Below are 25,259 nucleotides of genomic sequence, written 5' to 3' on the forward strand. Positions count from 1 at the left end.
AAAGTTGGGGGAAGGCAGAGGGCAGAGGGCAGAGGGCAGAAGGGTTTGAGTCCATTGAGATTTTCTCATCTAAACATGTGTTTTCAAAATCGGATTTAGTATAAGTAATCAGAATCGAGAGTTTCAGAGAGAGAAAAAGGAGACTTAATCGGAAAAGTATCGATCGCTAATCCCGTTTCATCAGCAGCTTGTTCTCTGCCATCTTGATAGCATTCGTCAAAAACCTCTGCAAAATATCTTTTCAAACTAGGACTAACTTTAAAATCATCCCTTAATCGACGTCGATGTTCTCTAATACTAGCCTTGCAACTATTAGTTCTTTTTTCTGGCTGATATTTATACTTGAGTAAATGTAACAGCAAAATAACTAAATTACTTTTTATTGCTCGCTTCTCACTCCTACCCATATCTTCGATTTCTTCAATTAGATTAGCTGCGTCTAGTTCAGAAAATTTACCTTCCCTGATTAGTTGAGCAGTCTGTTGCAACCAAAGATAATAATCGCGACCATAGAGATTCTTTATTTTGATATTTGATGACAATTGAGTAGTTATATTAATGTTCTATGTCCCTTATGAGTTTAATTTTAAGCTAGACTAATTGATTTTCTTGCCGTAGATAAGCTTCAATAAAAGGATTCAAATTTCCATCCATTACATCGTTAATATCTCCTGTATCTAATTCTGTTCGTAAATCTTTCACCATTTGGTAAGGATGAAAAACATAATTGCGGATTTGATTGCCCCAAGCTGCCTCCACCATATCACCGCGAATCTCGGCAACTTGCTGCGCCCTTTGTTCCTCGACAACTACTAATAACTTAGCTTTAAGTAATGCCAAAGCTTTTTCCTTATTTTGCAGTTGAGAACGTTCTTGAGTACAACGAACTGCTAACCCAGTAGGAAGATGGACGATACGAACCGCAGTTTCTACTTTGTTAACATTTTGTCCGCCCTTGCCTCCGGCGCGAGAAGTCGTAATTTCTAAATCCTTTTCTGGAATCTCTAATTCAATAGATTCATCTCCCAAATTCGGCATAACTTCGATTCCAGCAAAACTAGTTTGCCTTTTGCCATTAGCATTGAAGGGCGAAATTCTTACCAAGCGATGGGTTCCCTTTTCCGCTTTGAGATAGCCATAGGCATAACGACCTTCAATTTCTAGGGTGGCTGATTTGATTCCTGCTTCATCCCCAGCCGATTCTTCAACTAAGCGAACTTTATAGCCTTGTTTTTCCCCCCAACGAGTATACATTCTTAACAGCATTTCAGCCCAATCTTGAGCATCTGTTCCTCCAGCTCCAGCGTTAATAGTCAAAATGGCTCCTCTAGAGTCATAGGTACCAGAAAGCAGTTGTTGAAGCTCCCAAAGATCTAACTCCTGTTTCAGTTGAATAAGGCTGGTCTGCGCTTCCTCAGCCAAAGCTTGATCTGTTTCTAATTCCAAGAGTTCTGCGATCGCTTGTGCATCGTCTAAAACATCATGCCATTGTTGGTATTGGGCCAAATTAGATTTGAGATCGTTAAGCTCCTGCAAAGTTTTTTGGGCTGTTGATTGTTGTGACCAAAATTCTGGTTGGGCAGCTACTTGTTCTAAATCGTGGATTTTAGCTTTTAAAACAGGAATGTCAAAGATATTCCTGGGTCTTACCCAGGCGCAAGGACAAGGTTTCTATTTCTCGTTTCAATTCAGTGATTTCCATACGATCCAAGTTATTGAGTAATCTAAATAGATCAACATTTTAATACTTATTACTTATTACCTATCACTTATTACTTGAGTTAACCAAGTTGTACCTCTTTCCTATAAGATGTAGATTGCCGATCTTAAAATTATTTGTATTGCGGGAAACGGTAACAACCGCCCCGTTTCCTAATGTTCGGAGTCTCTAGCGGGAAAATATCAATGGATCAAGAAATATTTGAAAAAGTCAAAGGAATTGTCGTAAATCAACTTGAAGTTGACGAGGAGAAAGTTACTGAGGAAGCTAGCTTTGCTAACGATCTTGGGGCAGATTCTTTAGATACTGTAGAGTTAGTGATGGCATTTGAAGAAGAATTTAATATTGAAATTCCTGATGAGGTCGCAGAAAAGATCGATACTGTGGGAAAAGCAGCGACTCATATAAGTTCTGCTACCTAAAAGTTACGTAGCCTTATCAATTAAAATTAAGTAGCGACATTCTGGCATTAAAGAAGATATAGAAGCAAAAATGACAAATCGGCAAATGAAACGGGTAGTCGTAACGGGTTTAGGCTCAATTACGCCTTTAGGCAATAACCTCCAAGAATATTGGGAGGGTCTTTTGCAAGGTCGTAATGGTATTGGCAAAATCACTCTGTTCGATGCTTCGAACCATGCCTGTCAAATTGCTGGGGAAGTTAAAGGATTTGATCCAGCAGACTATATGGCGAGAAAAGAAGCTAAGCGAATGGATCGTTTTTCTCAATTTGCTGTTGCTGCGAGTAAGCAAACCCTGGAAAATGCCAATTTTGTTATTGATGAGCTGAATGCGGATCGCATAGGTGTTCTGATCGGTACTGGGGTCGGAGGGATTCAAGTGATTGAGACTCAAAATGAGGTTCTGTTAACCAAAGGGCCCAGAAAAGTGAGTCCGTTCACCGTCCCCACTATGATTGCCAATATGGCTGCTGGTTTGACAGCAATTCATACGGGAGCAAAAGGCCCGAACTCCTGTACTGTGACAGCTTGTGCTGCTGGATCTCATGCAATTGGAGATGCCTTCCGTCTGATCCAAAGAGGTTATGCAGATGCCATGATTTGTGGAGGAACAGAAGCAGCTATTACGCCTTTATCCTATGCTGGTTTTTGTTCAGCCAAAGCTTTGTCTATGTCTCGTAATGATGATCCTGCCCATGCGAGTCGTCCTTTCGACAAGGATCGTGATGGTTTTGTCATGGGAGAAGGAGCAGGTATTTTATTCCTCGAAGAATTGGAACATGCCCTAGGGCGAGATGCCAGAATCTATGGTGAGATTATTGGTTATGGAATGACCTGTGATGCCTATCATATGACAGCTCCTGTGCCCGAAGGTCTAGGCGCAACTAGAGCTATTGATTTGGCTTTACAGGACGGTCAAATTACCGCTGAAGAGATAGATTACATCAATGCTCACGGGACTAGTACTCTAGCTAATGACTCTACAGAAACCAAAGCTATCAAGAAAGCTCTAGGGAAAACAGCCTACAAGGTTGCGATTAGTTCTACAAAATCGATGACGGGTCATTTGTTAGGTGGTTCAGGAGGGATTGAAGCGGTAGCTACGATGATGGCGATCGCAAATAATCAAGTTCCGCCCACGATCAACCTAGAAAATCCTGACCCAGAATGCGACCTAGATTATATAGCGAATAAGAGTCGGGAACTAGAAGTAGAAGTTGCCCTCTCAAATTCTTTTGGATTTGGTGGTCATAATGTAACTTTGGCATTTAGAAAATATCACTAAATTGGTCATGGGGATTTGGGCATTAGGAGTTAGGTTAATGTCTGATTAGAATCTTGTTTTATTGAATAAGTGACAATGTTTTCACCTAAAACCTAAAACCTAAAACCCCAAACCTAAAAATATCTTGAACCTTGCTCGTCGATCCCAACAATGGGATGATGAGGTATGAGCCTTGGGGCAACCCACAGACATCAAGTTTGAGATCGCTCAAATTATTTTTTTATCGTAGTTTTAGAATTTAGATAACGATTATGGTAGTTGCCACCCAGTCACTTGAACAACTTTGCGTCAATTCAATTCGCTTTTTAGCTATTGATGCAGTAGAAAAAGCTAATTCTGGACATCCAGGACTGCCAATGGGAGCTGCCCCAATGGCTTTTGTCCTCTGGGATCGCTTAATGCGCTACAATCCCAAAAACCCTACCTGGTTAAATCGCGATCGCTTTGTGCTTTCTGCGGGTCATGGTTGTATGCTGCAATATGCTCTGCTATATTTGGCGGGTTATGACAGCGTTAGCCTTGATGATATTAAACAGTTTCGTCAGTGGGAGTCTAAAACTCCTGGACATCCTGAAAACTTCGTTACTGCAGGGGTAGAGGTTACAACTGGACCTTTAGGGCAGGGGATTGCTAATGGTGTTGGTTTGGCAATGGCAGAAGCTCATCTCGCGGCTAAATTCAATAAGCCAGATTCAGAAATCATCGATCACTACACCTACGTAATTGTGGGCGATGGTTGTAATATGGAAGGCATTTCGGGAGAAGCAGCGTCTCTCGCCGGACATCTTGGTCTAGGAAAATTAATTGTCCTTTACGATGATAATAGTATTTCCATTGAAGGAAACACCGACATTGCCTTCACAGAAGATGTCAACAAACGCTTTGAAGCCTATAACTGGCATGTCCAGCATGTAGAACAGGGCAATGGAGAAGATAATGGCAGTCTTAACTCCATCGAGAAAGCGATCACGGCAGCGAAAGCAGTTACTGACAAACCATCTTTTATTAAAATCACGACTCTTATTGGTTATGGTTCTCCTAATAAGGTTAATACCTACGGAGTTCATGGTGCAGCATTAGGGAAAGAAGAAGTTAAACTAACTCGTGAAAACTTAGGTTGGGACTATCCTGAATTTGTCGTTCCTGACGATGCCCTCGCGCATTTTCGTAAGGCAGTAGATCGCGGTGCCGCAGCAGAAACTGAGTGGAATAAAACTTTTGCTGGCTATAAAGCTAAATACGCCGAGGACGCTGCTCTATTAGAGCGCATGGTTAGTGGTGAACTACCTGAAAATTGGGCTGATTGTTTGCCCAGCTACACCGCAGCAGATAAGGGAGATGCGACGCGTAACCATTCTGGTAAGGTTCTTAATGCGATCGCCGAAACTCTTCCTGAATTTATTGGTGGCTCTGCCGACCTCGCACCTTCTAACAAAACAGCTCTTAAATGCACTGGAGACTTCCAGAAGGGTTCCTATGGAGAACGTAATTTGCACTTTGGTGTCAGAGAACATGCCATGGGAGCAATTTGTAATGCGATCGCTCTTCACGGTAGCGGTTTAATTCCCTATGGCGCAACCTTCCTAGTCTTTACTGACTATATGCGGAATGCAATTCGCTTATCTGCTTTATCCGAAGCTAGGGTTATCTGGGTTATGACCCATGATTCGATCGCAGTGGGAGAGGATGGCCCAACTCACCAACCAGTAGAACATGTTGCTTCCTTGCGAATGATTCCCCAACTTAACGTTTTCCGTCCTGCTGATGGAAATGAAACTTCTGCTGCTTATAAAGTTGCGGTAGAAAGCAGAACTACTCCTACTTTGTTGGCCTTATCTCGTCAAGGTTTACCAAATCTAGAAGGTTCTTCGATCGAGAAAGCAGAAAAAGGTGGTTATGTTCTATCCTGCGGTTTTGCGCCCGAAGAGTTGGATCTTATTTTGATTGGAACTGGTAGTGAAGTTGAACTTTGCGTTAAAGCAGCAGACATTCTCAAAGCAGAAGGCAAAAAAGTCCGCGTAGTTTCTTTACCTTGTTGGGAACTGTTTGAGGCTCAAAGCGATGAGTACAAAGATTCTGTACTACCTAAAGTAGCGAAAAAACGTTTAGCGGTAGAAGCTGGTACTACTTTTGGTTGGCAGCGCTATACAGGCGATAACGGGGCAATTATTGGTATTGACACCTTTGGTGCTTCGGCTCCTGGTGGTGTTGCCCTAGATAAATTTGGCTTTAATGTGGACAATGTTGTTGCTGTAGGCAAAAAAGTTATTGGCTAAATAAAACAAAATTATTGAATAATTGAGTAAAAGAACCCGCCGCCTCTCAAATGGCAGACAGTGGGTTCTTTTTTCTATTTAAAAACAGAAGGTTTGCGTTCTGAACTGCTGGGGGTTGAGGGAGTATAGTTACTATTGTTATTAAGTTGAGCGCCTGTTCCACCGTCGGAGGGATCGAGGAAGGGTCGTAAATCGATGTTATCGGGGGATCGAGAATTATTCCTCTGGCCACTGATAATATTGCCGATATCATTTAATAGATCCGTACCATTACCATTTCCTGAATAGGTATAGACCCCTCTAGTTTGTGATCCGTCATCCGCAATCAGCAAATTTTCAAAGACAAGATCACGAGTTATTTGGGGATCTTGGCCAGGAGGAACTGTTAGCACAATACGACAGGCTGTAGGGTCTATTTGAGTGGTGACACAGATGGTATCATACCCGTTTTCAATGCCTGTAGTCATTTCTAGTAATCCATCTTCTCGATATGTTTCGAGACGACGACTTATTTCATCACAGCGTCTTTGAGGTGTCCAGCCTCCGCCTAATTGACTGGGTACAGCCCAAGGAAAAGAGCTATTTCTGGTTTCAGGGCGATACATCACTGTATATTCGCCGTTGATATATTCACAGGTAAATCTAGTATCAGCATTTGTTGTGGTCGTTCTTGTGGGAGTCGTTGAGCCGTTAGATCCTGGATTGGTATCAATAATAACTTCAGGAGGAGTTTGACTCAGCAAATTGCCTAGTAGCCCTAAGTTGACATTCTCCAATTCCTGAATTTGAGAAATGGTTGCTGCATTAAGACCTCCTCCACTCAATATCAGAGCAATACTGAGATATTGGCTTGTTTGCTTAATGTAAGATTGTAGCGACATAGTTATCCTCCAGGAAAATCACAAAAAATCTTGAATAGAAATAGATTCAATTACTTGGTTGTTGATTGATATTTAACGGATAATAAATATTAAAATATCCGCCATAAAGTCGAGCTAGTTTCAACCATTATGACGGAGAGTTCGGGTAAATGTTTCTCACAAATTATCAACGTGAGTGCGATGAGTACAAAATTTACTAGTTCTGAATAAGGATTTGGGGATTTAGGGATTTGGGGAAAAGCCTATTACTTCATTAGTTCAACTTGGTAAATTTAATCAATAAGAAAATTCGCTGAACTGACATAGGTCATTACCCATGACCCATTACCCATTACCCATGACAAATTCTAGTTTCCAAATATTGACCAATGGTAATTTCTTCACCTGCTCGGGAAATAATGGTTTGTCTGGTGCGATAGTTATGACCAATTAGTCTTATTTCTTCTTCAAATACTGAACCGCTATATTCGGTACGCAAACAGAGAATATCGGGATTGGTAAAAGAACAAATTGCTAATACGGGTTTAGTTGTGGCGAATCCGCGATCGCGATAAAGTTTATTGCCGAGAAATCCGAAACTGGTGGAGCCACGAGAATCTTTACGATTTTTGTTGGTATAGCTACTATTCCAAGTTACTTTAGTTCCACAGAGTAAAGCATCTTGATCTGCTAGTTGATGTAAATGGGCTAGATCTCGTAATTCTGGGGTTCCCTGTTCCAAGAAACTAATCTCCAGTAAACTTTCCACCTCTTGGGGCTCTGTTTCTTGGTTGAGCATATAATAACGGCGTTGTGATTTCCATTGACCTTGCGATCGCTTAAAAAAATCGACAACCAAAGATTCTAAAGTAGCGTTTGTCATTCCGACAGATCCCATAGAGACATAACCTCACATATTTTTTTGTTCATAGCACAAACTTTGTATCCGATCCCTAAGTGGGTTCTCTAGTCAAGTTACAATCTGCTTTTGTTACTTTTCTTAAAGTATTGTACAAATATTATAGTACTAATCCTGAAGTGCTAGCTGTGTGCCTTTGAATACAGATGAACGTAATTCAGAGATTAATTAATATTTTGCTAAGGATTTAACAATTTGGGCAATTTTTTGACTTGCGCCAGGGTTGCCCCGCACAGCAATTAGGCGATCGCGTATTTGCGCCAATTGTTGAGGATGTTCTAAATAATTAAAAATTCTTTCGGCGATTTCTTGGGGGTCTAGATTACCAACTAGTTCCGGGACAATTTCTTCCTGGGCCCAGATATTTGGCCAGGCAAATAATCTTTTTTTTCTTAAGACCAACCAATTGATCAATTTAGCAAAACTCGAACCAAGCAAAGGCAAGTTAGCCAAAATTCCGGGAAGACCATCCCACGATCGCATAGCATCCAATTGTTGGGTGGGCAGTAGTACTATCATGGGGATTGCTAAAGAGCCCAACTCTGCGGTATTTGCTCCCACTGTGGTGACACATAACTGGCATTTTAGTAAATGATTGTAAGCTGGAAATTCTGTGAGTAGCTCAATTTGTGTGCCAACTGAAGTAATTAAATAGCTAGAGCCGTCTTCTGCACGAGGAGATACTAATTTGCCGCTTGACCAGCCTAATTCCTTAATTAAAGAATTCTGGTCGGAGTCCGCATAATTTGCCAGAGTATCCAATTCTAAAGTGGGAGCCACAGGAATGATAAATTTAATTTTTGGTTGTAAATCTCTCAAATAATCTGCGATCGCTAAGCATAAAGGAACACCCTGCATCAATTTTGCCGACTTCGATCCTGGAAGCAAACCCACAGTCACATTGCCTTGCGCTTCTTTATCTTCGCTTGCACTCGCATGGGGGATTGGGGGATTGGGGGATTGGGGGATCTTTGCTTTTCCTTCCTCAATTACTTCTGCCATCAAATCACCTACCACCGTAAACTTGTGATGATATTGCTGCGGCACTTTAGCGATCGCTTCAGAGTTCATAACGGCAAAATGATCTAGCCAACGATACCAACGAGCGTCCCATTCGGCATAAACCACCGTCTGATAACCCAAACGCTCACCAACTAATAAAGTAAAAAACTGATCACCACCCAGAAAAATTACGATTCCTTGATCCTGCCAATCCCAATTATCCTGAGTCTTTCCCGAGAAGAGAAACTGATTAAAATATTTAGCATCTTGAACCCGATCCACTTCTGGATAACTTAAAGCGATCGCCGCTTCTTTTCCTGTGCTATGGGGACAGGGAGACAAGATCACAGAAATTCTCATTTGCTGGCTCTCTTCTCCTAGCTCTCGTCGCAAAGCCTTCACAACAGGACGCACCCAAGTAGTCACTTCCCCAGGGCCATTACTTAAAATAACAATATCATTTAACATTGACTATTGATAAGTTCTTCCTCATCCCTCATCCTTCATCCTTTATCCTTTTTACCCTTTATCCTTTTTTCGTTTGATAAGTAAATTTCAAGCCAGCCCAAGATTGAGTATCCAAAGCATAAACATCGCTATTGGGATCGACAATGTCTGGAGAAACAGCACTGGCATCGTTTAAATCTTCTAGAATCTTTCTGACAATTGCTAAGGGCTCGGTAATATTTAAAATATGGGGGCGAATTAATTTCGCAGTGGGTATTTGCGAAATCAAATTAAGAGTTTTGCTAAAGGGTTTCGTGGAGAAAATTACGTACATTTTGGTTATTCCTTGAGACAGAGAGATATCCCATTCCCAAGAATCTACCAGGTGAGGAATAATTGCTTGAGAGTTAGCCGCGATCGCAATGTCCTTAAGATGAACTAATTTGCCTTCCTCATCGATCTCCTTAGGAATATAAGGCGCCACCAAATGATTTTTGGTATTAACTTCTAGGATCATGCAATAAAGAGTGCGATCGCTATTGTTTTTAAGCTGTAATTTAATTTCTGATCCCGCAATAAACATCGGAATGTCCATTGCTGCTGTCACAGAAGAATTTGCCGACTTAGATACTCTAGAAGTCTGACGAAACAATTTGCTTGAGCTTTCTAATGTTACTGACAAAGGCAACAGTGAAGAAGCCTCATTTACAGTTAATTCTAGTAATTTTTCAGCTAATAAATTGGCAAATTGAGACTCTAAACGACTAACTGCTGACTTGACCGCTTCATTCTTCTCTCCTAATGTTTTAGGGATAATTGTTCCCGCAACGCTCAACAAACCATAACCCACATCAGTATCAGTTTTTTGCACCTTACTAAAAAGACAATCCACCGTTTTCCCTTCTGCTACAATTGCTGAAGTAACTGTATTCACAGCAGATAATGCACTAGTAACATCAACTCTTTCGATTCTTTCTAAATCATCCAAACCAACAATTAAACCTAAATTCTGAGGGAAAACTCGAATAACTTCTTGAACTTCTTGCCCGACCTTGATTGCTGGAGTTGAGTCTGTAGCTTGAACCAGCTGAGTTTTAGCTTTGAGTCCATTACGAGATGATATTTGTAGCAAATTTTGCCGTGTCAAATCTTGAGATTCACTATTGACATTTAGTGCAAAACAGGAATTATCCCCGTAACTATCAATGATTCCGAGCGGAATTCCTGTAAGTTGCAGTTGAACAGTTTTTCCATCAATGGCAGATACAAATCCCTCTGCACCATCTAAACTTTCTGAGACAGCATAGTAATTTAGAACAGCTTCTTGAGTTGAATTACCTTGAAAAGTTGGTTGTTGTAAATTATCGGTGATGGTCGCAACTGTTTCTCCTGCATGCTGCAAGACATTTATGATCTTCGTTCTTGGAGTGGTTTGCCACAAATGTTGCGTCAAAGCATAGGTAAATAAGCCGGCATTAAAACCGTCCCAAGCTTTTTCTACCGCGATCTGATCCTGAGTCGCAGCAGCTAATACAAGCTCAGAACTGGGTAGTGCTTTCAACCCACCTTGTAACCCCCCTGTCGCCAATCTTATTTTGAGAAATTCTTGAAAAGCTAATCCTTCTGGATTGGGATTATCTCCCATTAATTCACAAGTTCTTATTTTAAAATTTCCCTGCAAAAAGCTTTCTTGAGGACTAAAACTAGCATCTAATACTAACGTGACATTTTCTGTTGCCAGAGACCGCCCTAAATAAATTAAAGTATCTTTCAGCAGCTCATTACTAGCAGGATCTCCCTTCGTCGGCAAAATACCATCAACAGGAACTAAACTATCTACTAATTGATAGGATTCTCCTGCTGATAATGGGTTAATGGTTGCAGCTTGAGCTGTAGCCGGAATTTTAACCTGACCTCCATAACCACTAAAATGAAAAACCACTACATCACCGGGTTTTGCCTGGGCAGCCAAATGCTCCAAGAAAGCAGATTCAATATTCTCTCTGGTGGCTTGCAAATCAGTCAACTTCAGAATATCTTCTGTGTTAAATCCAAAACGATTAATTAATAGTTCCTGCTGCAATTCGATATCAGTTAAACAACCAGCTAGATTTTCACATTGTGGATATTCATTAACCCCAACCAACAGAGCTAGTTTGCGATTAGTCGGGGCAGCTAGAGTTTGCACATAGGGTTGGAGCCATGGTGCTAGTTTCTCACTGTTGCCCAATAGAGAAATTCCTGTTTCAGATACTCCTACAGAAAATAAGGCCAATCCAGCCTTTTGCAAAAAAGTTCGACGATTAAGTCCCATGTTGTGACAATGACATTGAGATGTTAGCTATCAGATTATCAGGAATAGAGTCTTGTTTGTTGATCTCAAAGAAAAAGTTATTCAATTAAAAACCCCTCCTTAAGTTAACTTAAGAAGGGATAGGACAGACTCAAGAAAAGAACTGCTGTCTTGATTAAAGTCTAGGATTCAATTTTCATCGCTTTTGCCAATTCTGCTGCAACTTTGGGACGAGAGAATTGTGCAGGAGGAATTTCACCCTTCCGCAACATAGCTCTGACTTTAGTCCCAGATAAGTGAATACGATCTTCTTTGGTTGCGGGGCTAGTTTTGGAAGTAGCCATTTGTTCAGTTACTTTACAGTAAAAAGCATGCTCGAATTTCAAAGGAATAATCCCCAATTCCCCAGGCTTAAACTCTTCAAAAATATGCTGAGCATCATAGGTTCCATAGTAATCTCCAACTCCCGCATGGTCACGGCCAACGATAAAGTGAGTACAACCGTAGTTTCTGCGAATCAAGGCGTGGAAAATAGCTTCTCTAGGCCCGGCATAGCGCATTGCTGAAGGGTTAATTGCGAGCACAACACGATCTTTAGGAAAATAATTTTCCATCATGATTTCATAACAACGCATTCTTACATCAGCAGGAATATCATCGCTTTTCGTGGCACCAACTAGAGGATGTAAGAATAAGCCATCAACAATTTCTAAAGCACATTTGATAATGTATTCATGGGCACGATGGATGGGATTACGAGTTTGAAATCCGACTACAGAGTTCCAACCTCTTTCTCTAAAGGCAGCTCTAGATGCCGCAGGATCGATTTGATAGTTAGGGAATAGAGGATGAGCAGCTCTTTCTAATAACCAAACGGGGCCAGCTAAATTAACTTCGCCTTGTTCGTAAATTACTTTTACTCCAGGATGGGCTTCTTCCTCTGTCCGATAAACATTTTTGGCTTCATGTTTTTTGTCGTAGGTATATTTTTCGGTTAGTTCTAATACCCCAACAAAGTTGCCACTAGGATCATCCAACCGCACCAACGAACCTTCTTTTAGAGGTGCTGCCACTTCCTGGCTCACAGAAAGAGTGACGGGAATTGCCCAGGCAGCACCGCTGGCCATATGCATTTCATTAACTACGCCTTGGTAGTCATTTTGACTCATGAACCCACTGATCGGGCTGAAGCCTCCAATGGCAATCATTACCAAATCAGAAGTCGCTCTTTTGTCTAGTTGAACTCTAGGTAAAGAGTCTGCTTGAGCTAAAAATTCTGCTTTTTGTTCTGGGGTCGCAATACGGTTGATCAAAGTACCACCGTGAGGTGTGATCGTATCTTTATTTTGACTCATATGTATTTATTTTAATCTTAACTTTTGAGCATCGATTCTAACAAACTACTTCAAAAAATGATGTTCTGCTGTAATTTTCAATGTAATTTTTTTCTTACAATTGAGTATTGCAAAACTAAGTGTTAACTTATGTTAAGTAAAGCATATTTATGTACTAATGAAACGTAGAACTTGCATTAAATTTCTTCTAACTATTTGTTTATCTTTGCTAACTTTTGGGAGCTTTTCCCCAACAGCTTTAGCCTTAGGTGGGCCTCAGCCTTCTTTGGATGAACTAGCCCCCGAATTCACTTTGCCGACAAATGTTGGAGATGGCATGATTTCTCTTAGTGACTATCGAGGTCAATGGGTTGTTTTATATTTTTATCCCCAGGATTTCACCTCTGGTTGCACCATCGAAGCTCGTCGTTTTCAACAAGATTTCCCCAAATATCAAGAAAAAAATATTCAGATTCTTGGGGTAAGTGTTGACGATGTAGATTCTCATAGAGAATTTTGTGATGCTGAAGGGTTGAAGTTTCCTCTATTAGCTGATACTGATGGTTCAGTGAGTAAAGCCTACGGCTCATGGCTAGGAATTTCTTCGCTGCGTCATACTTATTTGATAGATCCTGATGGTGTTTTGCGGAAGATATTTTTAGGTGTTAATCCTAATCGTCATAGTCAGGAAGTATTGACCAGTTTGGAGAAGTTGAAAATTAAAACTTGAAAATTGCTTACCTAAGCATTAGCAATGAACTGAAGAGTATTTTTATTAAACAGTAATTGACTATGACAATCTGCAAAGTGTCACAACAGATTGACAAATACAGGAGAGAATCCCTATTATATTAATTGTGTGTGAGGAGTAAGTGTAAAAGAGAAAGGTTTTGGGGTCGAAACACGGAAAGACTCCCAGAACCTTTTTCTTTTGTTTTTATCGTTGCAAACTCTGCTATTCCTCATAAACTCTAAATGCATAAATAAGCTAGTCAAGGCCAAAATCTTGCCGAACTTTGCTACCCTTAATTAGTTTCTGGTTTTTTTGGTACAATTGAACTTAGTAATTTGGAGTACCCAATTATATGAATAGTTGTGTTTTGATGGCTCAAATCGTTAGTGATCCCGAATTACGTCAGACTCAAGACGGAACTAATGTTGCTAATATGCTGGTTGAATTTGCAGGCTCACGACCAGAAGATCCTCCATCAAAGCTTCGAGTTGTCGGTTGGGGAGGTTTGGCAGAGGAAATTAGTCAGCAATATAAGACTGGCGATCGCGTCATCATTGATGGTCGTTTGTCGATGAATTTGATAGATATGCCTGAAGGATATAAGGAAAAGCGGGCTGAATTGGTGATTTCGCGAATTTTTCCCATGGATGCCAATGCTCAAAGTTTCTCCACCACGACAGCCTCGAATGTTTCGCAACAAGCTGCTTCCAATTCCCAGTCCAAGATAGTTAATCCAGAACCTGTGCGTGTTGCCCAACCTAAACCAACCAGCACTAATGTTGCCCGCCCGACTAAAGTCGCAGCAACGCCCCCTGCCGAATCTGCTCCTGGAAATTATACCGACGAGCAACTGGATGATATTCCTTTCTAAGAAGAAGGTGTTAGGTGTTAGGTTTTAGGCAAATCATCTTCTTTAGTGGCAACGTGTTTTTAACGCTTCCCTAGCTTGTTCGCGATCGTCGAAATGAATTTTTTCTGTGCCTAAAATCTGATAGTCCTCATGTCCTTTTCCCGCAATTAAAACTCCATCTCCCGAGACAGCTTGACTAATCGCTGTTGCAATAGCTGCTGCTCGATCGCCAATTACCAAAGGTTCAATGGTTTCCGGAATCCCTGCTACCACATCCTCAAGGATCTTTTGGGGATTTTCTGTTCGCGGATTATCTGAGGTGACCACCACCATATCCGCAAGTTCAGCGGCAATTTGACCCATCAAGGGGCGTTTTGTGCGATCGCGATCGCCACCGCAACCAAAGACACAAATAGTTTTTCCCGAGACAAAAGGACGAGCTGCTTTCAGTAAATTCTCCAAACTATCAGGAGTATGGGCATAATCAACAATCACACTAATATCTTGGGTGTCTTGGATTTGAACTCTTTCCATTCTGCCAGGAACCCCCGAAAATTGAGGCAGAGTTGCTGCCACCACTGATAGCTTAACTTCTAAATGGAGCACTGCACCCACCGCAGCTAACAGATTAGCCAAATTAAATTGACCTACCAAAGGAGAAGTAAAAGGAATTTCGCCAGCAGGACTATGCAAAATGCCACTAACTCCATTAGCTTGATAATTTAAATCACTAGTGTATAAATCCGCCTCAGGATTACTAATGCTATAACTCCAAACTTTTTCAGGAGCTAATTGCTCAATTAATCTTTGACCATAGGGATCGTCGAGATTGATAATTGCTTTTCCCTGTAAATATTCGGGACTAAATAACAAAGCTTTAGCTTGGAAATAATCCTCCATATTCTCGTGATAATCTAAATGATCTTGAGTCAGATTAGTAAATACAGCAATTTCAAAACCACAGTTTTTCACTCTACCTTGAGCCAAAGCATGGGAGCTGACTTCCATTGCTGCATATTGACTTCCTGCGGCTACGGCCGATGCTAATTGTGCCTGTAAATCTGCGGCAAAAGGAGTTGTATGAATTGCGGTTTCTTGATAACCTTGCCAGCGAGTATACAGAGTTCCAAGTAGGGCCGTCGGTAATTGAGACTGTACCAAGAAATATTCAATCAAATGAGAAGTAGTGGTTTTGCCGTTAGTACCCGTAACACCCACCATTTTGAGTTTTTGAGCCGGATAATCATAAAAAGCAGCCGCAATTGCAGCGCAAGTGTCTATCATATTCTCAGTGGTGAGCAGACAATCATTAGCTGTTGGCGGTTTTTTCGTTGCAGCACTGGTTGTTACTAAGGCCGCGATCGCGCCAGATGCGATCGCACTTTGCCAAAATTCTCCACCATCAACTCTAGTTCCAGGCATACCAATAAATAAATCTCCCTGCTTACAGGCATGGGAATTGGTACATAATCCAGTAACTTCTTGATCTAATGTGGAATTGTTAATAGATGGTTGAATATTGGCTACCTTGGCTAATAATTCTCGAAGTTTCATAGTAGTTACAGTTGTCAGAAGCAAGCGACTTTCGACTCTATTTTGCCTCTAGTTTTATTAGATATTAATTAAATATTTCTGTAACATTTGCTCTAATTTTTTAATGGTTGCTCGGGGCGGAAGACGGGGCAACGGTTTTTCTCCCTGAGATAATTGCTGGCAAAGCACGGGAACTTCGTATTCATAGGCAGCAAACCAATCATCACGGGTGGTAATATCACGAATTTCTAGGTCAAAATCGATATTTGTCACTTGCTCTAATTTTTCCTGTAATCCTTCGCAAAGATGGCAGCCAGGTTTGCTGTACAAAATTAAATTCATGATATTTTCCTCTGGAAGTAGACATAAAAAAAGAGGGGTTTAACCCTCATTATATTTTTAATGGCGAACTAAAAGTTCTACGCTGAGAATATCAAATTGAGCTTAAAATAAAATCCCGAATTTAATCTTCCACTGCACCCGCTAGTTCCACTTCTGGCTCTGACTCGGCAACAGTTTCCTCAGCCGTCGCTGCAATTTCAGCAGTCGCTGCAATTTCTTCGGTTACGACTTCTTCTTCTTCTTCTGTGGCAGGAGGAATCTCATCTGCGGCAGTCGGAGCACTAGCATCCATTTCCTCAAGAGTTAGACCTTGAGCTTCTGCTAATAATTTTCTGCGGTATCTCTCGGCCATTTCCTCGGCCTTCTCAAATACTAGCTCCCGATTTTTGAGCATATCTCCTGATTCGGGCTCTAATTGTTTTGTAGATAGAGAAATACGACCTCTTTCCGCATCCAAGTCGATGATCATTACTTTCAACTCATCGTTAACGTTGAATACACTATGAGGAGTGTCAATATGATCATGGGATATTTCTGAAATATGAAGTAGTCCGCTAACTCCACCAATATCGATGAAAGCACCATAAGGTTTGATTCCTCTGACAGAACCAACCACAACTTGACCCACTTCCAAGCCATTCATCTTACGCTCTACCAAAGCACGACGATGACTCAATACCAGACGATTACGCTCCTCATCTACTTCCAAAAACTTCAGAGGCAAATCTTCTCCAACCAAATCTTCTTTAGCTTCTCTAGCACTAATATGAGAGCCAGGAATAAAGCCGCGCAGACCTTCAATTCTGACGAGTGCTCCACCGCGATTGGTCGCAAAAACATTAGAGCGAACAGTTGCATCTTCCTGTTGTAGCTGTCTAACTCGTTCCCAAGCACGCATATATTCAATGCGACGAATAGAAAGAGTTAATTGACCATCTTCATTCTCATCAGTGAGAATAAAAAACTCTCTGGTTTCATTGGCTTGTAATACTTCTACTGGGTCATCAACTCGATTGATAGACATTTCCTGGATGGGGATGTAGGCTGCTGTTTTGGCACCGATGTCAATCAGAGCCCCCCTTGGTTCCATGCTAAATACTGTTCCTGCCACCACATCACCAGGACTGAAATGGTAGTCGTATTTATCGAGTAATGCGGCGAAATCTTCGTGAGTGAAACCAATATCTTTTGTACTATTTACTTGCTGATTGACCATGTGCTTTAGTTTTCCTTGTTTTTTTATATCTCCTTGGTTAACGTGCCTCCTAAATTGATGTACACTCTCAACGAAGTATTGTGTAGTCTACACCCGCATCCATTGAGCTGCGATCTCACAAAGTCAAAGGAAGCATCGTCGTATTTTAAAGCTCACACCTTGGCAGACAAATTATCTCCAAATTTAGATTGCTTTTACGACGTGTTTTCTCTGACCGAAGGCGAGGCGCTGCGCGAGCGCGCTAGCGATTCTAAATGCTATGTAAACATAATAGCTACTAGAATTACCACGCTTTTAGGGTCGTTTTGCTTTAGAGCAATAATCCATTAGAATATTGTAGCTTCTTCTGGAGGCTACATAGATTAAATTTTGCAATTTTTCTCAGTAATTCTCGGAGTTATATTTATATATAGTAACTACAAATAATCGGAAAAATAGTAAAAGTTATTGAGGGAGATAGTCTGAGATGACGGCAGAAGAACCTGAAGATTGTTTCTGTTGCCAAAGATCTAGTTCTTGGTCGCCGGAGATTTCCCAAGTTGTTTTCTGAAGATGGTCAAGAGTTTCGATAAAATCCTTGATTCCCTGAAATTTACGGTACACTGAGGCGAAACGAACATAAGCCACTTCATTCTCGTGGCGTAAATACTTGAGCACAAGTTCTCCCACTTCATCGGTAGAGAATTCCCGGGCAATACTGTTTTGTAACTGGGTTTCTATCTCGTCAACTATCGTCTCGACTCTTTGGGGGCCCACTTCTGTTTTTTCACAAGCACGCATAATTCCCCTTAATAACTTGGAACGTTCAAAAGACTCTTGACGACCATCTCTTTTGGTAATGGTAATCGGGACAAATTCAATGCGCTCATAGGTGGTAAAACGGCGTTTACATTTCAAACATTCTCTTCGGCGACGGATACTTTGCTTCCCTTCGGTGGATCTCGATTCTAAAACTCGACTTTCTTTATGCTGACAAGTAGGACATAGCATGATGATATATCAAAAACAGAATAAAATCAAATATAATAACTTTTTAAAATAAATTAAAACAATTAATTATAAAAACTACAAAACTGAGTCATTTGTTATATCCTAATCTGTTATATACAGAAAAGATCTAAAAACGACCCAGAATTGCAAAGAAACTTAAAATATTCAACTGCTATTGAGTTATCTATTCGTCAATGCGAGGGGGCTCACGAAAAGCTATGGCAAAAAAGAGTACTGCCAAAGACATAGCTAGAACCAGGATATAAGCAACGCTTTCCATAATGGTATATTCCTAATTTTTTCTTTACTAGTTACTATTTTATCAAGAAAACAATCTTGAATTCTTTAGGATTAGGGACGAAAGGGGGATGAAAAATAAAACGTCCTCATCCCTCATCCCTCATCCCTCATCCTTTAGAGTTAAATAGGTTCTTCACGACGAGTAGATTTATCACCTACTTTCGCATAGAAACCCCATTCCACTTGTTGTTCTTCTAATTCTGGGTCAACACCAGCAAATACGTCTCGATACAAAGTACGAGAACCATGCCAAATATGACCAAAGAAGAATAGAAGGGCAAAACAAGCATGACCGAAGGTAAACCAGCCTCTAGGACTAGTATGGAATACCCCGTCAGAATTTAGGGTTGCAAGGTCGAAATCGAAAGCTTCTCCAAGTTGCAAACGACGGGCATATTTTTTAACGGATATGGGATCGCTAAAGGTTTGTCCGTCTAAAGCACCACCGTAGAAACTAACGGTCACACCAGTTTGCTCGATACTATATTTGGATTCTGCACGACGGAAAGGAATATCCGCACGAACTACTCCATCAGCATCAGACAATACAACAGGGAAGTTTTCAAAGAAGTTGGGGATTCGGCGGACAAATAATTCTCTGCCTTCACTATCTGTAAACACAGCATGTCCCAACCATTCTTGAGCGATTCCGTCACCACTGTCCATAGAACCAGTACGGAATAAACCACCTTTTGCGGGGCTATTGCCGACATAGTCGTAGAAAGCTAGTTTTTCAGGAATTGCTGACCAAGCTTCCGATAAAGATTTACCGCTGGCTAGATCAGTTTCCACCCGACGCTGAATCTCCTGCTGGAAGTAGCCTTGGTCCCACTGATAACGAGTGGGCCCGAATAATTCTATTGGGGTTGTCGCGTTGCCGTACCACATAGTACCAGTGACAACGAATGCAGCAAAGAAAACCGCAGCAATACTACTAGATAGCACGGTTTCGATGTTCCCCATCCGCAGGGCTTTGTAGAGCCTTTCTGGAGGACGAACACTAAGATGGAATAAACCAGCAACAATGCCAACAACTCCAGCTGCAATATGGTGAGCGACTACACCACCAGGGTTGAAAGGATTAAATCCGGAAGGTCCCCATGATGGCGCCACAGCTTCGATATGACCTGTTAGGCCATAACCGTCAGAGACCCACATTCCAGGCCCCCAAAGACCTGTGAGGTGGAACGCTCCAAATCCAAAACAAAGAAGACCCGAAAGGAAAAGATGAATACCAAACATTTTGGGTAAGTCAAGGGCTGGCTTACCAGTACGGGGATCAACGAATAATTCTAGATCCCAGAAAACCCAATGCCATACTGCGGCGAGGAATAGCATTCCCGAAAGAATGATATGAGCGATCGCTACTCCTTCAAAAGACCAGAAGCCAGGATCTACACCAGTTTCACCGGTAACACTCCAGCCACCCCAAGAACCAGTAACTCCGAGACGTGCCATGAAAGGTAGTACATACATACCTTGACGCCACATAGGATTTAGAACTGGATCGCTGGGATCAAAAGTTGCTAGCTCAAACAGAGCCATAGAACCTGCCCAACCTGCTACTAGGGCAGTGTGCATTAAATGCACTGAAATCAGTCGTCCCGGGTCGTTTAGTACGACCGTGTGAACTCTATACCAAGGTAGTCCCATTGACTACGCTCCTCCTACTTGAGTAATTTATTTGCTTAGACCTTATTGTATTTTTTTTGTCTTATACTCTCATTGCCGAGTTGGCCAAAATTTTTTGGCGACAAGCTTGAATGAGTTAGACTTGTTTTAGGATGACTTTAATTTCCTATTTATCTAAAGAAGTGTAACTATTGTTAGAACCTATTGCAAGACTTTACGATTTTTATCTAATAATCGTTAAAAAATATTACAATATTCTAATATCAGTGAACATTTGACAGTAAACAGTTAACAGTAAGGAAAAATCTAGTTTTCTTGCTTGATTATTTGTTCGGCGTCTTTGAGAACGTCAATAACTTGTTCTGCGCTGATAAGCCTTTTGAGGACTACTTGCCCGATGTTAGACTTTTCGTTTGCCAGAGGCCTGACTTCCAGCATAATGACGGCATCTTCCACTTCATAGAGCCATAAAGTCTCCTCATTCTGTATGATGCCATAATTTAAGGGTTTAATTTCCGGCTTTCTTCGCCAAGCTGCTCGATTCCAAAGACCGCCAAATTCCCAGACTCGCCCATAAGTCCATCCTTCTGAGAGAAAAAAATACTTCACTGTATTCCTACTTATCTTGTTTACTCTTGAATGTTCGTTACCAGTTCCACATTACAGGGTTATTGTCCAGATGATCCGTAACTTGCTGAGCAATTTGCGAAATTTTGCTAATTTCTGCCGCAGAAAGTTGCACTTTTGTGGCTTGAGCGTTACTGATTGCTTGTGAAGAATTGCGCACACCGGCGATCGCATTTGTTTGAGGTTGAGCGATTAACCAAGCTAAAGATAGTTGAGCCAGATTACAATTATGGTTTTCTGCTAGGGGACGAAGTTCACTTAATGCTTTTTGGGCTCTTTGGGCATTTTCTCCATTGAAGAGTTTATTTTTACTTCGATGATCTCCTTCAGCAAATTGATGGTTCAAGCCAAATTTACCGGTCAGTAATCCTTGGGCGAGGGAAGAATAGGCCAGAATCGAAATTTGATTATCAATACAATAGGGCATGGCATCGGTTTCTACCTGTCGCCAAAATAGTGAATAGGGAGGTTGGAGACTGTCGATTCTGCCGTAACCAGAAGCTTCTGCTAGTTGCGCCCCTGAAAAATTGGAGACGCCGATCGCCCGAATCTTGCCTTGTTCTTGCAGTTTAACCAGCGCCTGCATGGTTTCTTCGATAGGGACAATTTCGCTGTTAAAAGCTCCCGAAGGCCAATGAATTTGGTAGAGGTCTATGTAATCGGTATTGAGATTGGTTAGAGATTCTTCGCAGGATTCGATGACTTGATTGTATTTGAGGCGATCGGCAAACACTTTAGTGGCATAAACTACCTTGTCCCGTACATCCGCAAGAGCTTTAGCGACGATTTGCTCCGAATGGCCTTTCCCATAAACGATCGCTGTATCAACAGTGGTAATCCCAGCCTCATAAGCATCGCGAATTGCCTTGATGGTTTCTTGATCATCAATGTCTGTCCACATTGCCTTTCCTGCCTGCCAAGTACCTGTGATGATCGGTGTGATTTGAATTTCAGATTTGCCTAATTGACGTGTTTCCATGATTAGTTCCCCCTAAGACTTATATTTCACGCTACAATCTTTCAGTATCTTGTTGACAATGTAGTTAAGTTTAAAATGTTTTTCTCCGAGTTATCGCCAATATTCCAGGAACTATTGCAACAGCCGATGGCCTTCTCTGGCGGGTTTTTCTCTGGGTTGCTCAAATTAAAACTTGATGAAGATCCTTTAGCTAGTTGGTTGGATCAGCAGAAGCACTCAGGAATTGACTATCATTAGAGGCTGCCCAAGTTATTACGCTAAGATTAATCGAGTAGAATATAAATGACCAGATAAGTTTAAAGTAATCACTAAATAGAGGTCAATATTTCATGGCTACTGTTGAGTTTGCTCTCGGCTTAACTATTGGCGCTATTTTCTATTTGTGGCAGCATTATAAATTTAGGCAACAGTTAAAGAAAATTGTGAACTCTGTTTCCCACCAATCTGATCGGGAGATTTCCTTGCCGCCTTTGTCCCTCATGCGCCGAGAACTTCATCATCTAGAGTCGCAAAGACAAAAATTGGCAGAAGAAACCAATAGTTGGCAGGAAATAGTAGAACAAGCTCCGGTTGGTTATTTACAAGTTGATCGAGAAAATCAGTTACTATGGTGTAATGAACAAGCAAGAATATTGCTTAGAATAGATCGTTGGCGGGAAGGGGAAATCCGCTTGCTCTTAGAATTAATTCGTTCCTATGAATTGGATTGTCTAGTGGAAAAAACCAGAAAATCTCAAGAATCCCAGGAACAAGAATGGACATTTTATGTCACTCGTCATGTGAGTTCTGCCTCATCTAATAGAGTCAATATTGAGACTCCTGATGCTCCTCCCCAACCTTCCCGTATCATAGAGGCGATCGCGCTTAAAGGATACAGTTTACCCTTACCTAACCAAGAAATAGGAATATTTATTGTTAATCGTCAACCGCTGGTAGAACTCTCTGCATCCCGCGATCGCTCTGTTGCCGATCTCTTCCATGAATTGAAAACGCCTCTAACTTCTATTTCCTTGGTGGCAGAAACTCTTGTCAAACGCATCGAAAATCCGGAGCGCCGTTGGGTTGAAAAAATGCTTCAAGAAACAACTCGTCTCATAAAACTCGTGGGAGAATGGTTGGATCTCACTCAACTAGAAGCAAATCCCCTCAATCATCTCAAATATGAAAAGATTGAACTACTCAATTTAATTGACTCTGTTTGGCAAACTTTAGAACCAATTGCCCAGAAAAAACAAGTTACGTTAAAACTCACAGGCAAAAACCCCTCGTTATTTTTTGCTGACAAATTTCGTTTAATCCAAGTATTTATGAATTTGTTGGAAAATGCGATTAAACATAGTCCGGAAAGAGAAACAATCGTCGTCCAAGTTAGTCAAAAACCTGTCTTCAACGACGGAAAATCATGGCAAATAATCATTGATATTATCGATTCGGGGACTGGATTTACTCCTTCTGATCTTCCTTATGTTTTCGATAGATTGTATCGAGGAGATAAATCTCGCTCTAGACAATTTAAGAGCAATTCTCCTGAAGGCAGTGGCTTAGGGCTTGCGATCGTTCAACAAATTATCCAAGCTCATCAAGGATTTATCAAAGCGAAAAATCATCCTGATCTAGGTGGCGCTTGGCTGCAAATTACGCTACCAGTAGCACAAATAACCCATAACTAAAGACTTTTGTTACAAAATACACATTTTGCTGCTCATATATATTCTCTAATTAAATCTTAATCTTCTAATATTATTTTATAGATAATTATAAATCCGCAAATTACTAAACGATAAGTTTATAAAATTAAGAAAGTGGTTGTTTCTTCTGCCTCCAATAATCCAGAAAGAACTCATTTGGAACGTTCTTTGCAAAGAGTTCAACAGGATGTTCTGAGAATGGGGACTCTGGTTGAAAAGTCTTTTCGCTTGAGTCATCAATGTCTCTTTGAAGGAGATTTACATGCTGCTAGTGAGATTATCAATTTAGATAAGCAAATTGATCGTTATTATCGTCAGATAGAATTGGATTGCGCCACTTTAATGACGTTACAAGCTCCAGTGGCCAAGGATTTACGACTGCTAAGTGCCATTATGCAATTGGTTAGAGATTTAGAGCGCATTGGCGATTATGCCCAAGATCTCACCGAAATGGCGGTCAAAATCCTCAAGTATCCTCCCCATAAATGCTTACCAGAAATTCAGGAAATGTCGGAACATGCTCAGTTGATGTTAGCGACTAGTTTAGTTGCTCTAGCTGATTTGGACGCGGCAACAGGGGCTAGTGTGAAGAGATTAGATGATGTAGTGGATGATGCCTACGACAGACTTTACAATTTATTGGCCTATCAAAAGGATGTTCCTGGTTTAATTGAACCGATTCTGCTTTTGGGCTTGATCATCCGTCACTTGGAGAGAATGGCTGATCATGCTACTAATATTGGTCAAAGAGTCTCTTATATTGTCACTGGAGAGAGAAAATAAAGGATAATTTCAATCAAACTCACAATGTTATTCTCCGCTAATTTGAATTAAAATGTTACCTCTATTTTAGGAGTGAGGTTGATAATAGAGGTTGATAATATTAACTCCCACTTCAGTTTCTAGTGAGATCAGTTGATTGAAAATTGGCATTTTTAAGTTTTATTAGGTTAAATTTATTTATAATTTTTCGTTTACTTTGGTGAGGATAAATAAACTACCATCGCCACCTCGACCGACTCTCACTGTTTCGTCAATATAAGTAATATTCAGGCTAGGAGTTCTGCCTTCGGGATTGCGAGCTTCGACAACTCTAATTGGATCAAATAGATTAGTCTGAATACCTAAAATTTGATTGATTCCTAGAAAGCGTTTTTTAAAATCAATATTAATTTTTTGATTAGGAAGTTGGTCATTTCCTTGGAGAGAAGGTTCAAAAGTGGCTGTTACCCTTACGTAACCAGATAACAAACCCGAACTATGTTGTACCCATGCCTTATTTTCAAAAGAAGCAGTATTAATATCAATTGTTTGATAAATTCTCCCAACCAGAAATCCTAAAGGTAAGCGTTTTAGAGCCCGAATTTCCCGAGCAGTTGAATATTGTAATAACCAAGAACCATCAAGTAAATTGCTAGCATATAATAGAGGTCTTGAAAAGGGGTTTAATTCTTCCAAAGCTAGGGTTAAGCTTTCGATGAGTTGAACTTTCTGAGGATTAATTTCTAAATCGGTAATGGGGTAATCAATAAGGGTGTCGAGATCGCTTTTTAGTTGTTCAATCTCAGAGAGTAAATTTTGCTTGATTTCTAAGCGATTTTGAATTTTTGGCATTTTTAGTACCTGTGATCTTCTCTTAGCTCTGATGCTAATTTTCTCATCAATGTGACCAATACAAACTCAGAAGAAGAATATTTATAATAAAACATAAAAATGACGGAGCAAAACTATTGTTTCCCCCGTCAAACGGTCAATGTTTAATAACTAATGGT

At 40.8% G+C, this 25,259-nt stretch carries 24 protein-coding genes; 8 read left to right on the plus strand and 16 right to left on the minus strand.

Going from position 1 to position 25,259, the window contains the following annotated elements; genetic code table 11:
- Positions 1-95 precede the first annotated feature (95 nt).
- Together XEN7305_RS17795 and prfB are read right to left on the minus strand one after the other, a co-directional pair.
- Positions 96-554 (minus strand): DUF29 domain-containing protein, encoded by a 459-nt coding sequence (locus XEN7305_RS17795; protein WP_040898478.1) that lies wholly within the window; start codon positions 552-554, stop codon positions 96-98.
- 37 nt (positions 555-591) lie between these two features.
- Positions 592-1,702, minus strand: a protein-coding gene (gene prfB, locus XEN7305_RS17800) for a peptide chain release factor 2 (RefSeq protein ID WP_144053314.1) whose coding sequence is annotated in 2 segments (ribosomal slippage) — positions 592-1,629 and positions 1,631-1,702 — 1,110 coding nt in all. Because the reading frame shifts where the segments join, the coding sequence is not laid out codon by codon here.
- 203 nt (positions 1,703-1,905) lie between these two features.
- Here prfB and XEN7305_RS17805 point away from each other — a divergent pair.
- The 3 genes from XEN7305_RS17805 (at position 1,906) to tkt (ending at position 5,742) form a co-directional block, all read left to right on the plus strand.
- Positions 1,906-2,142 (plus strand): acyl carrier protein, encoded by a 237-nt coding sequence (locus tag XEN7305_RS17805; RefSeq protein ID WP_040898482.1) that lies wholly within the window; start codon positions 1,906-1,908, stop codon positions 2,140-2,142.
- A 70-nt stretch (positions 2,143-2,212) separates the two neighbouring features.
- Positions 2,213-3,466 (plus strand): beta-ketoacyl-ACP synthase II, encoded by a 1,254-nt coding sequence (fabF, locus tag XEN7305_RS17810; RefSeq protein WP_040898484.1) that lies wholly within the window; start codon positions 2,213-2,215, stop codon positions 3,464-3,466.
- A gap of 251 nt (positions 3,467-3,717) precedes the next feature.
- On the plus strand, positions 3,718-5,742 hold the full coding sequence (gene tkt / locus XEN7305_RS17815) for a transketolase (protein WP_006510883.1): 2,025 nt from the start codon (positions 3,718-3,720) through the stop codon (positions 5,740-5,742).
- Between the two features lie 74 nt (positions 5,743-5,816).
- Here tkt and XEN7305_RS17820 read toward each other — a convergent pair whose 3' ends face one another.
- The 5 genes from XEN7305_RS17820 to sat form a co-directional block, all read right to left on the minus strand.
- Complete coding sequence (locus XEN7305_RS17820; RefSeq protein ID WP_006510884.1) at positions 5,817-6,623, minus strand: COP23 domain-containing protein; 807 nt, start codon at positions 6,621-6,623, stop codon at positions 5,817-5,819.
- Positions 6,624-6,954: 331 nt separating this feature from the next.
- Complete coding sequence (locus tag XEN7305_RS17825; protein ID WP_006510885.1) at positions 6,955-7,500, minus strand: phycobiliprotein lyase; 546 nt, start codon at positions 7,498-7,500, stop codon at positions 6,955-6,957.
- A 189-nt stretch (positions 7,501-7,689) separates the two neighbouring features.
- Positions 7,690-8,991: a hypothetical protein gene (locus XEN7305_RS17830; RefSeq protein WP_006510886.1), complete on the minus strand. Its 1,302-nt coding sequence runs from the start codon at positions 8,989-8,991 to the stop codon at positions 7,690-7,692.
- Between the two features lie 58 nt (positions 8,992-9,049).
- Positions 9,050-11,284 (minus strand): caspase family protein, encoded by a 2,235-nt coding sequence (locus XEN7305_RS17835; protein WP_006510887.1) that lies wholly within the window; start codon positions 11,282-11,284, stop codon positions 9,050-9,052.
- A 161-nt stretch (positions 11,285-11,445) separates the two neighbouring features.
- Positions 11,446-12,618 (minus strand): sulfate adenylyltransferase, encoded by a 1,173-nt coding sequence (gene sat, locus XEN7305_RS17840; RefSeq protein WP_006510888.1) that lies wholly within the window; start codon positions 12,616-12,618, stop codon positions 11,446-11,448.
- A gap of 157 nt (positions 12,619-12,775) precedes the next feature.
- Here sat and XEN7305_RS17845 point away from each other — a divergent pair, with 157 nt between their 5' ends.
- Both XEN7305_RS17845 and XEN7305_RS17850 read left to right on the plus strand, forming a co-directional pair.
- Positions 12,776-13,327, plus strand: a complete 552-nt coding sequence (locus XEN7305_RS17845; protein WP_006510889.1) for a peroxiredoxin — start codon at positions 12,776-12,778, stop codon at positions 13,325-13,327.
- 355 nt (positions 13,328-13,682) lie between these two features.
- Complete coding sequence (locus XEN7305_RS17850; protein ID WP_006510890.1) at positions 13,683-14,201, plus strand: single-stranded DNA-binding protein; 519 nt, start codon at positions 13,683-13,685, stop codon at positions 14,199-14,201.
- Between the two features lie 42 nt (positions 14,202-14,243).
- On the opposite strand, the gene XEN7305_RS17855 is transcribed toward XEN7305_RS17850, so the two are convergent.
- The 8 genes from XEN7305_RS17855 to XEN7305_RS17890 all read right to left on the minus strand — a co-directional run bounded on the left by XEN7305_RS17855 (position 14,244) and on the right by XEN7305_RS17890 (position 21,799).
- A complete protein-coding gene (locus XEN7305_RS17855; protein WP_006510891.1) occupies positions 14,244-15,734 on the minus strand; it encodes a UDP-N-acetylmuramoyl-L-alanyl-D-glutamate--2,6-diaminopimelate ligase in 1,491 nt (496 codons plus the stop codon).
- Positions 15,735-15,791: 57 nt separating this feature from the next.
- Positions 15,792-16,055, minus strand: coding sequence for a glutaredoxin family protein (locus XEN7305_RS17860; protein WP_006510892.1), 264 nt, complete (start codon positions 16,053-16,055; stop codon positions 15,792-15,794).
- A gap of 121 nt (positions 16,056-16,176) precedes the next feature.
- Entirely contained in the window at positions 16,177-17,271 is a 1,095-nt protein-coding gene (locus XEN7305_RS17865; protein ID WP_006510893.1) for a 30S ribosomal protein S1, read from the minus strand.
- 444 nt (positions 17,272-17,715) lie between these two features.
- Positions 17,716-18,261 carry a transcriptional regulator NrdR gene (nrdR, locus tag XEN7305_RS17870; protein WP_006510894.1) on the minus strand — a complete coding sequence of 182 codons (546 nt, stop codon included), beginning with the start codon at positions 18,259-18,261 and terminating at the stop codon, positions 17,716-17,718.
- 184 nt (positions 18,262-18,445) lie between these two features.
- Positions 18,446-18,541 carry a photosystem II reaction center protein T gene (locus XEN7305_RS17875; RefSeq protein WP_006510895.1) on the minus strand — a complete coding sequence of 32 codons (96 nt, stop codon included), beginning with the start codon at positions 18,539-18,541 and terminating at the stop codon, positions 18,446-18,448.
- A 140-nt stretch (positions 18,542-18,681) separates the two neighbouring features.
- On the minus strand, positions 18,682-20,214 hold the full coding sequence (psbB, locus tag XEN7305_RS17880; protein ID WP_006510896.1) for a photosystem II chlorophyll-binding protein CP47: 1,533 nt from the start codon (positions 20,212-20,214) through the stop codon (positions 18,682-18,684).
- A gap of 285 nt (positions 20,215-20,499) precedes the next feature.
- Positions 20,500-20,802 carry a hypothetical protein gene (locus XEN7305_RS17885; protein WP_006510897.1) on the minus strand — a complete coding sequence of 101 codons (303 nt, stop codon included), beginning with the start codon at positions 20,800-20,802 and terminating at the stop codon, positions 20,500-20,502.
- A gap of 37 nt (positions 20,803-20,839) precedes the next feature.
- Positions 20,840-21,799, minus strand: coding sequence for an aldo/keto reductase (locus XEN7305_RS17890; RefSeq protein WP_006510898.1), 960 nt, complete (start codon positions 21,797-21,799; stop codon positions 20,840-20,842).
- 75 nt (positions 21,800-21,874) lie between these two features.
- Here XEN7305_RS17890 and XEN7305_RS29125 point away from each other — a divergent pair, with 75 nt between their 5' ends.
- The 3 genes from XEN7305_RS29125 (at position 21,875) to phoU (ending at position 24,270) form a co-directional block, all read left to right on the plus strand.
- Entirely contained in the window at positions 21,875-22,036 is a 162-nt protein-coding gene (locus XEN7305_RS29125) for a hypothetical protein (RefSeq protein ID WP_158500420.1), read from the plus strand.
- Positions 22,037-22,128: 92 nt separating this feature from the next.
- Positions 22,129-23,469 (plus strand): PAS domain-containing sensor histidine kinase, encoded by a 1,341-nt coding sequence (locus XEN7305_RS17895; RefSeq protein ID WP_006510899.1) that lies wholly within the window; start codon positions 22,129-22,131, stop codon positions 23,467-23,469.
- Positions 23,470-23,601: 132 nt separating this feature from the next.
- The gene (gene phoU, locus XEN7305_RS17900; RefSeq protein WP_006510900.1) at positions 23,602-24,270 is read left to right on the plus strand and encodes a phosphate signaling complex protein PhoU; all 669 of its coding nucleotides are present in this window, start codon (positions 23,602-23,604) and stop codon (positions 24,268-24,270) included.
- A 177-nt stretch (positions 24,271-24,447) separates the two neighbouring features.
- Here the strand turns inward: phoU and XEN7305_RS17905 are convergent, their stop codons facing one another.
- The gene (locus tag XEN7305_RS17905; RefSeq protein WP_006510901.1) at positions 24,448-25,101 is read right to left on the minus strand and encodes a PAP/fibrillin family protein; all 654 of its coding nucleotides are present in this window, start codon (positions 25,099-25,101) and stop codon (positions 24,448-24,450) included.
- Positions 25,102-25,259: the final 158 nt, after the last annotated feature.

The organism is Xenococcus sp. PCC 7305, assembly GCF_000332055.1.
GTDB lineage: Bacteria > Cyanobacteriota > Cyanobacteriia > Cyanobacteriales > Xenococcaceae > Xenococcus.

Excerpts from the sequence above, each read along its gene's own strand:
- XEN7305_RS17805 (WP_040898482.1), top strand. The coding sequence starts at position 1,906 with ATGGATCAAGAAATATTTGAAAAAGTCAAAGGAATTGTCGTAAATCAA.
- fabF (WP_040898484.1), top strand. The coding sequence starts at position 2,213 with ATGACAAATCGGCAAATGAAACGGGTAGTCGTAACGGGTTTAGGCTCA.
- tkt (WP_006510883.1), top strand. The coding sequence starts at position 3,718 with ATGGTAGTTGCCACCCAGTCACTTGAACAACTTTGCGTCAATTCAATT.
- XEN7305_RS17820 (WP_006510884.1), bottom strand. The coding sequence starts at position 6,623 with ATGTCGCTACAATCTTACATTAAGCAAACAAGCCAATATCTCAGTATT.
- XEN7305_RS17825 (WP_006510885.1), bottom strand. The coding sequence starts at position 7,500 with ATGGGATCTGTCGGAATGACAAACGCTACTTTAGAATCTTTGGTTGTC.
- XEN7305_RS17830 (WP_006510886.1), bottom strand. The coding sequence starts at position 8,991 with ATGTTAAATGATATTGTTATTTTAAGTAATGGCCCTGGGGAAGTGACT.
- XEN7305_RS17835 (WP_006510887.1), bottom strand. The coding sequence starts at position 11,284 with ATGGGACTTAATCGTCGAACTTTTTTGCAAAAGGCTGGATTGGCCTTA.
- sat (WP_006510888.1), bottom strand. The coding sequence starts at position 12,618 with ATGAGTCAAAATAAAGATACGATCACACCTCACGGTGGTACTTTGATC.
- XEN7305_RS17845 (WP_006510889.1), top strand. The coding sequence starts at position 12,776 with ATGAAACGTAGAACTTGCATTAAATTTCTTCTAACTATTTGTTTATCT.
- XEN7305_RS17850 (WP_006510890.1), top strand. The coding sequence starts at position 13,683 with ATGAATAGTTGTGTTTTGATGGCTCAAATCGTTAGTGATCCCGAATTA.
- XEN7305_RS17855 (WP_006510891.1), bottom strand. The coding sequence starts at position 15,734 with ATGAAACTTCGAGAATTATTAGCCAAGGTAGCCAATATTCAACCATCT.
- XEN7305_RS17860 (WP_006510892.1), bottom strand. The coding sequence starts at position 16,055 with ATGAATTTAATTTTGTACAGCAAACCTGGCTGCCATCTTTGCGAAGGA.
- XEN7305_RS17865 (WP_006510893.1), bottom strand. The coding sequence starts at position 17,271 with ATGGTCAATCAGCAAGTAAATAGTACAAAAGATATTGGTTTCACTCAC.
- nrdR (WP_006510894.1), bottom strand. The coding sequence starts at position 18,261 with ATGCTATGTCCTACTTGTCAGCATAAAGAAAGTCGAGTTTTAGAATCG.
- XEN7305_RS17875 (WP_006510895.1), bottom strand. The coding sequence starts at position 18,541 with ATGGAAAGCGTTGCTTATATCCTGGTTCTAGCTATGTCTTTGGCAGTA.
- psbB (WP_006510896.1), bottom strand. The coding sequence starts at position 20,214 with ATGGGACTACCTTGGTATAGAGTTCACACGGTCGTACTAAACGACCCG.
- XEN7305_RS17890 (WP_006510898.1), bottom strand. The coding sequence starts at position 21,799 with ATGGAAACACGTCAATTAGGCAAATCTGAAATTCAAATCACACCGATC.
- XEN7305_RS29125 (WP_158500420.1), top strand. The coding sequence starts at position 21,875 with ATGTTTTTCTCCGAGTTATCGCCAATATTCCAGGAACTATTGCAACAG.
- XEN7305_RS17895 (WP_006510899.1), top strand. The coding sequence starts at position 22,129 with ATGGCTACTGTTGAGTTTGCTCTCGGCTTAACTATTGGCGCTATTTTC.
- XEN7305_RS17905 (WP_006510901.1), bottom strand. The coding sequence starts at position 25,101 with ATGCCAAAAATTCAAAATCGCTTAGAAATCAAGCAAAATTTACTCTCT.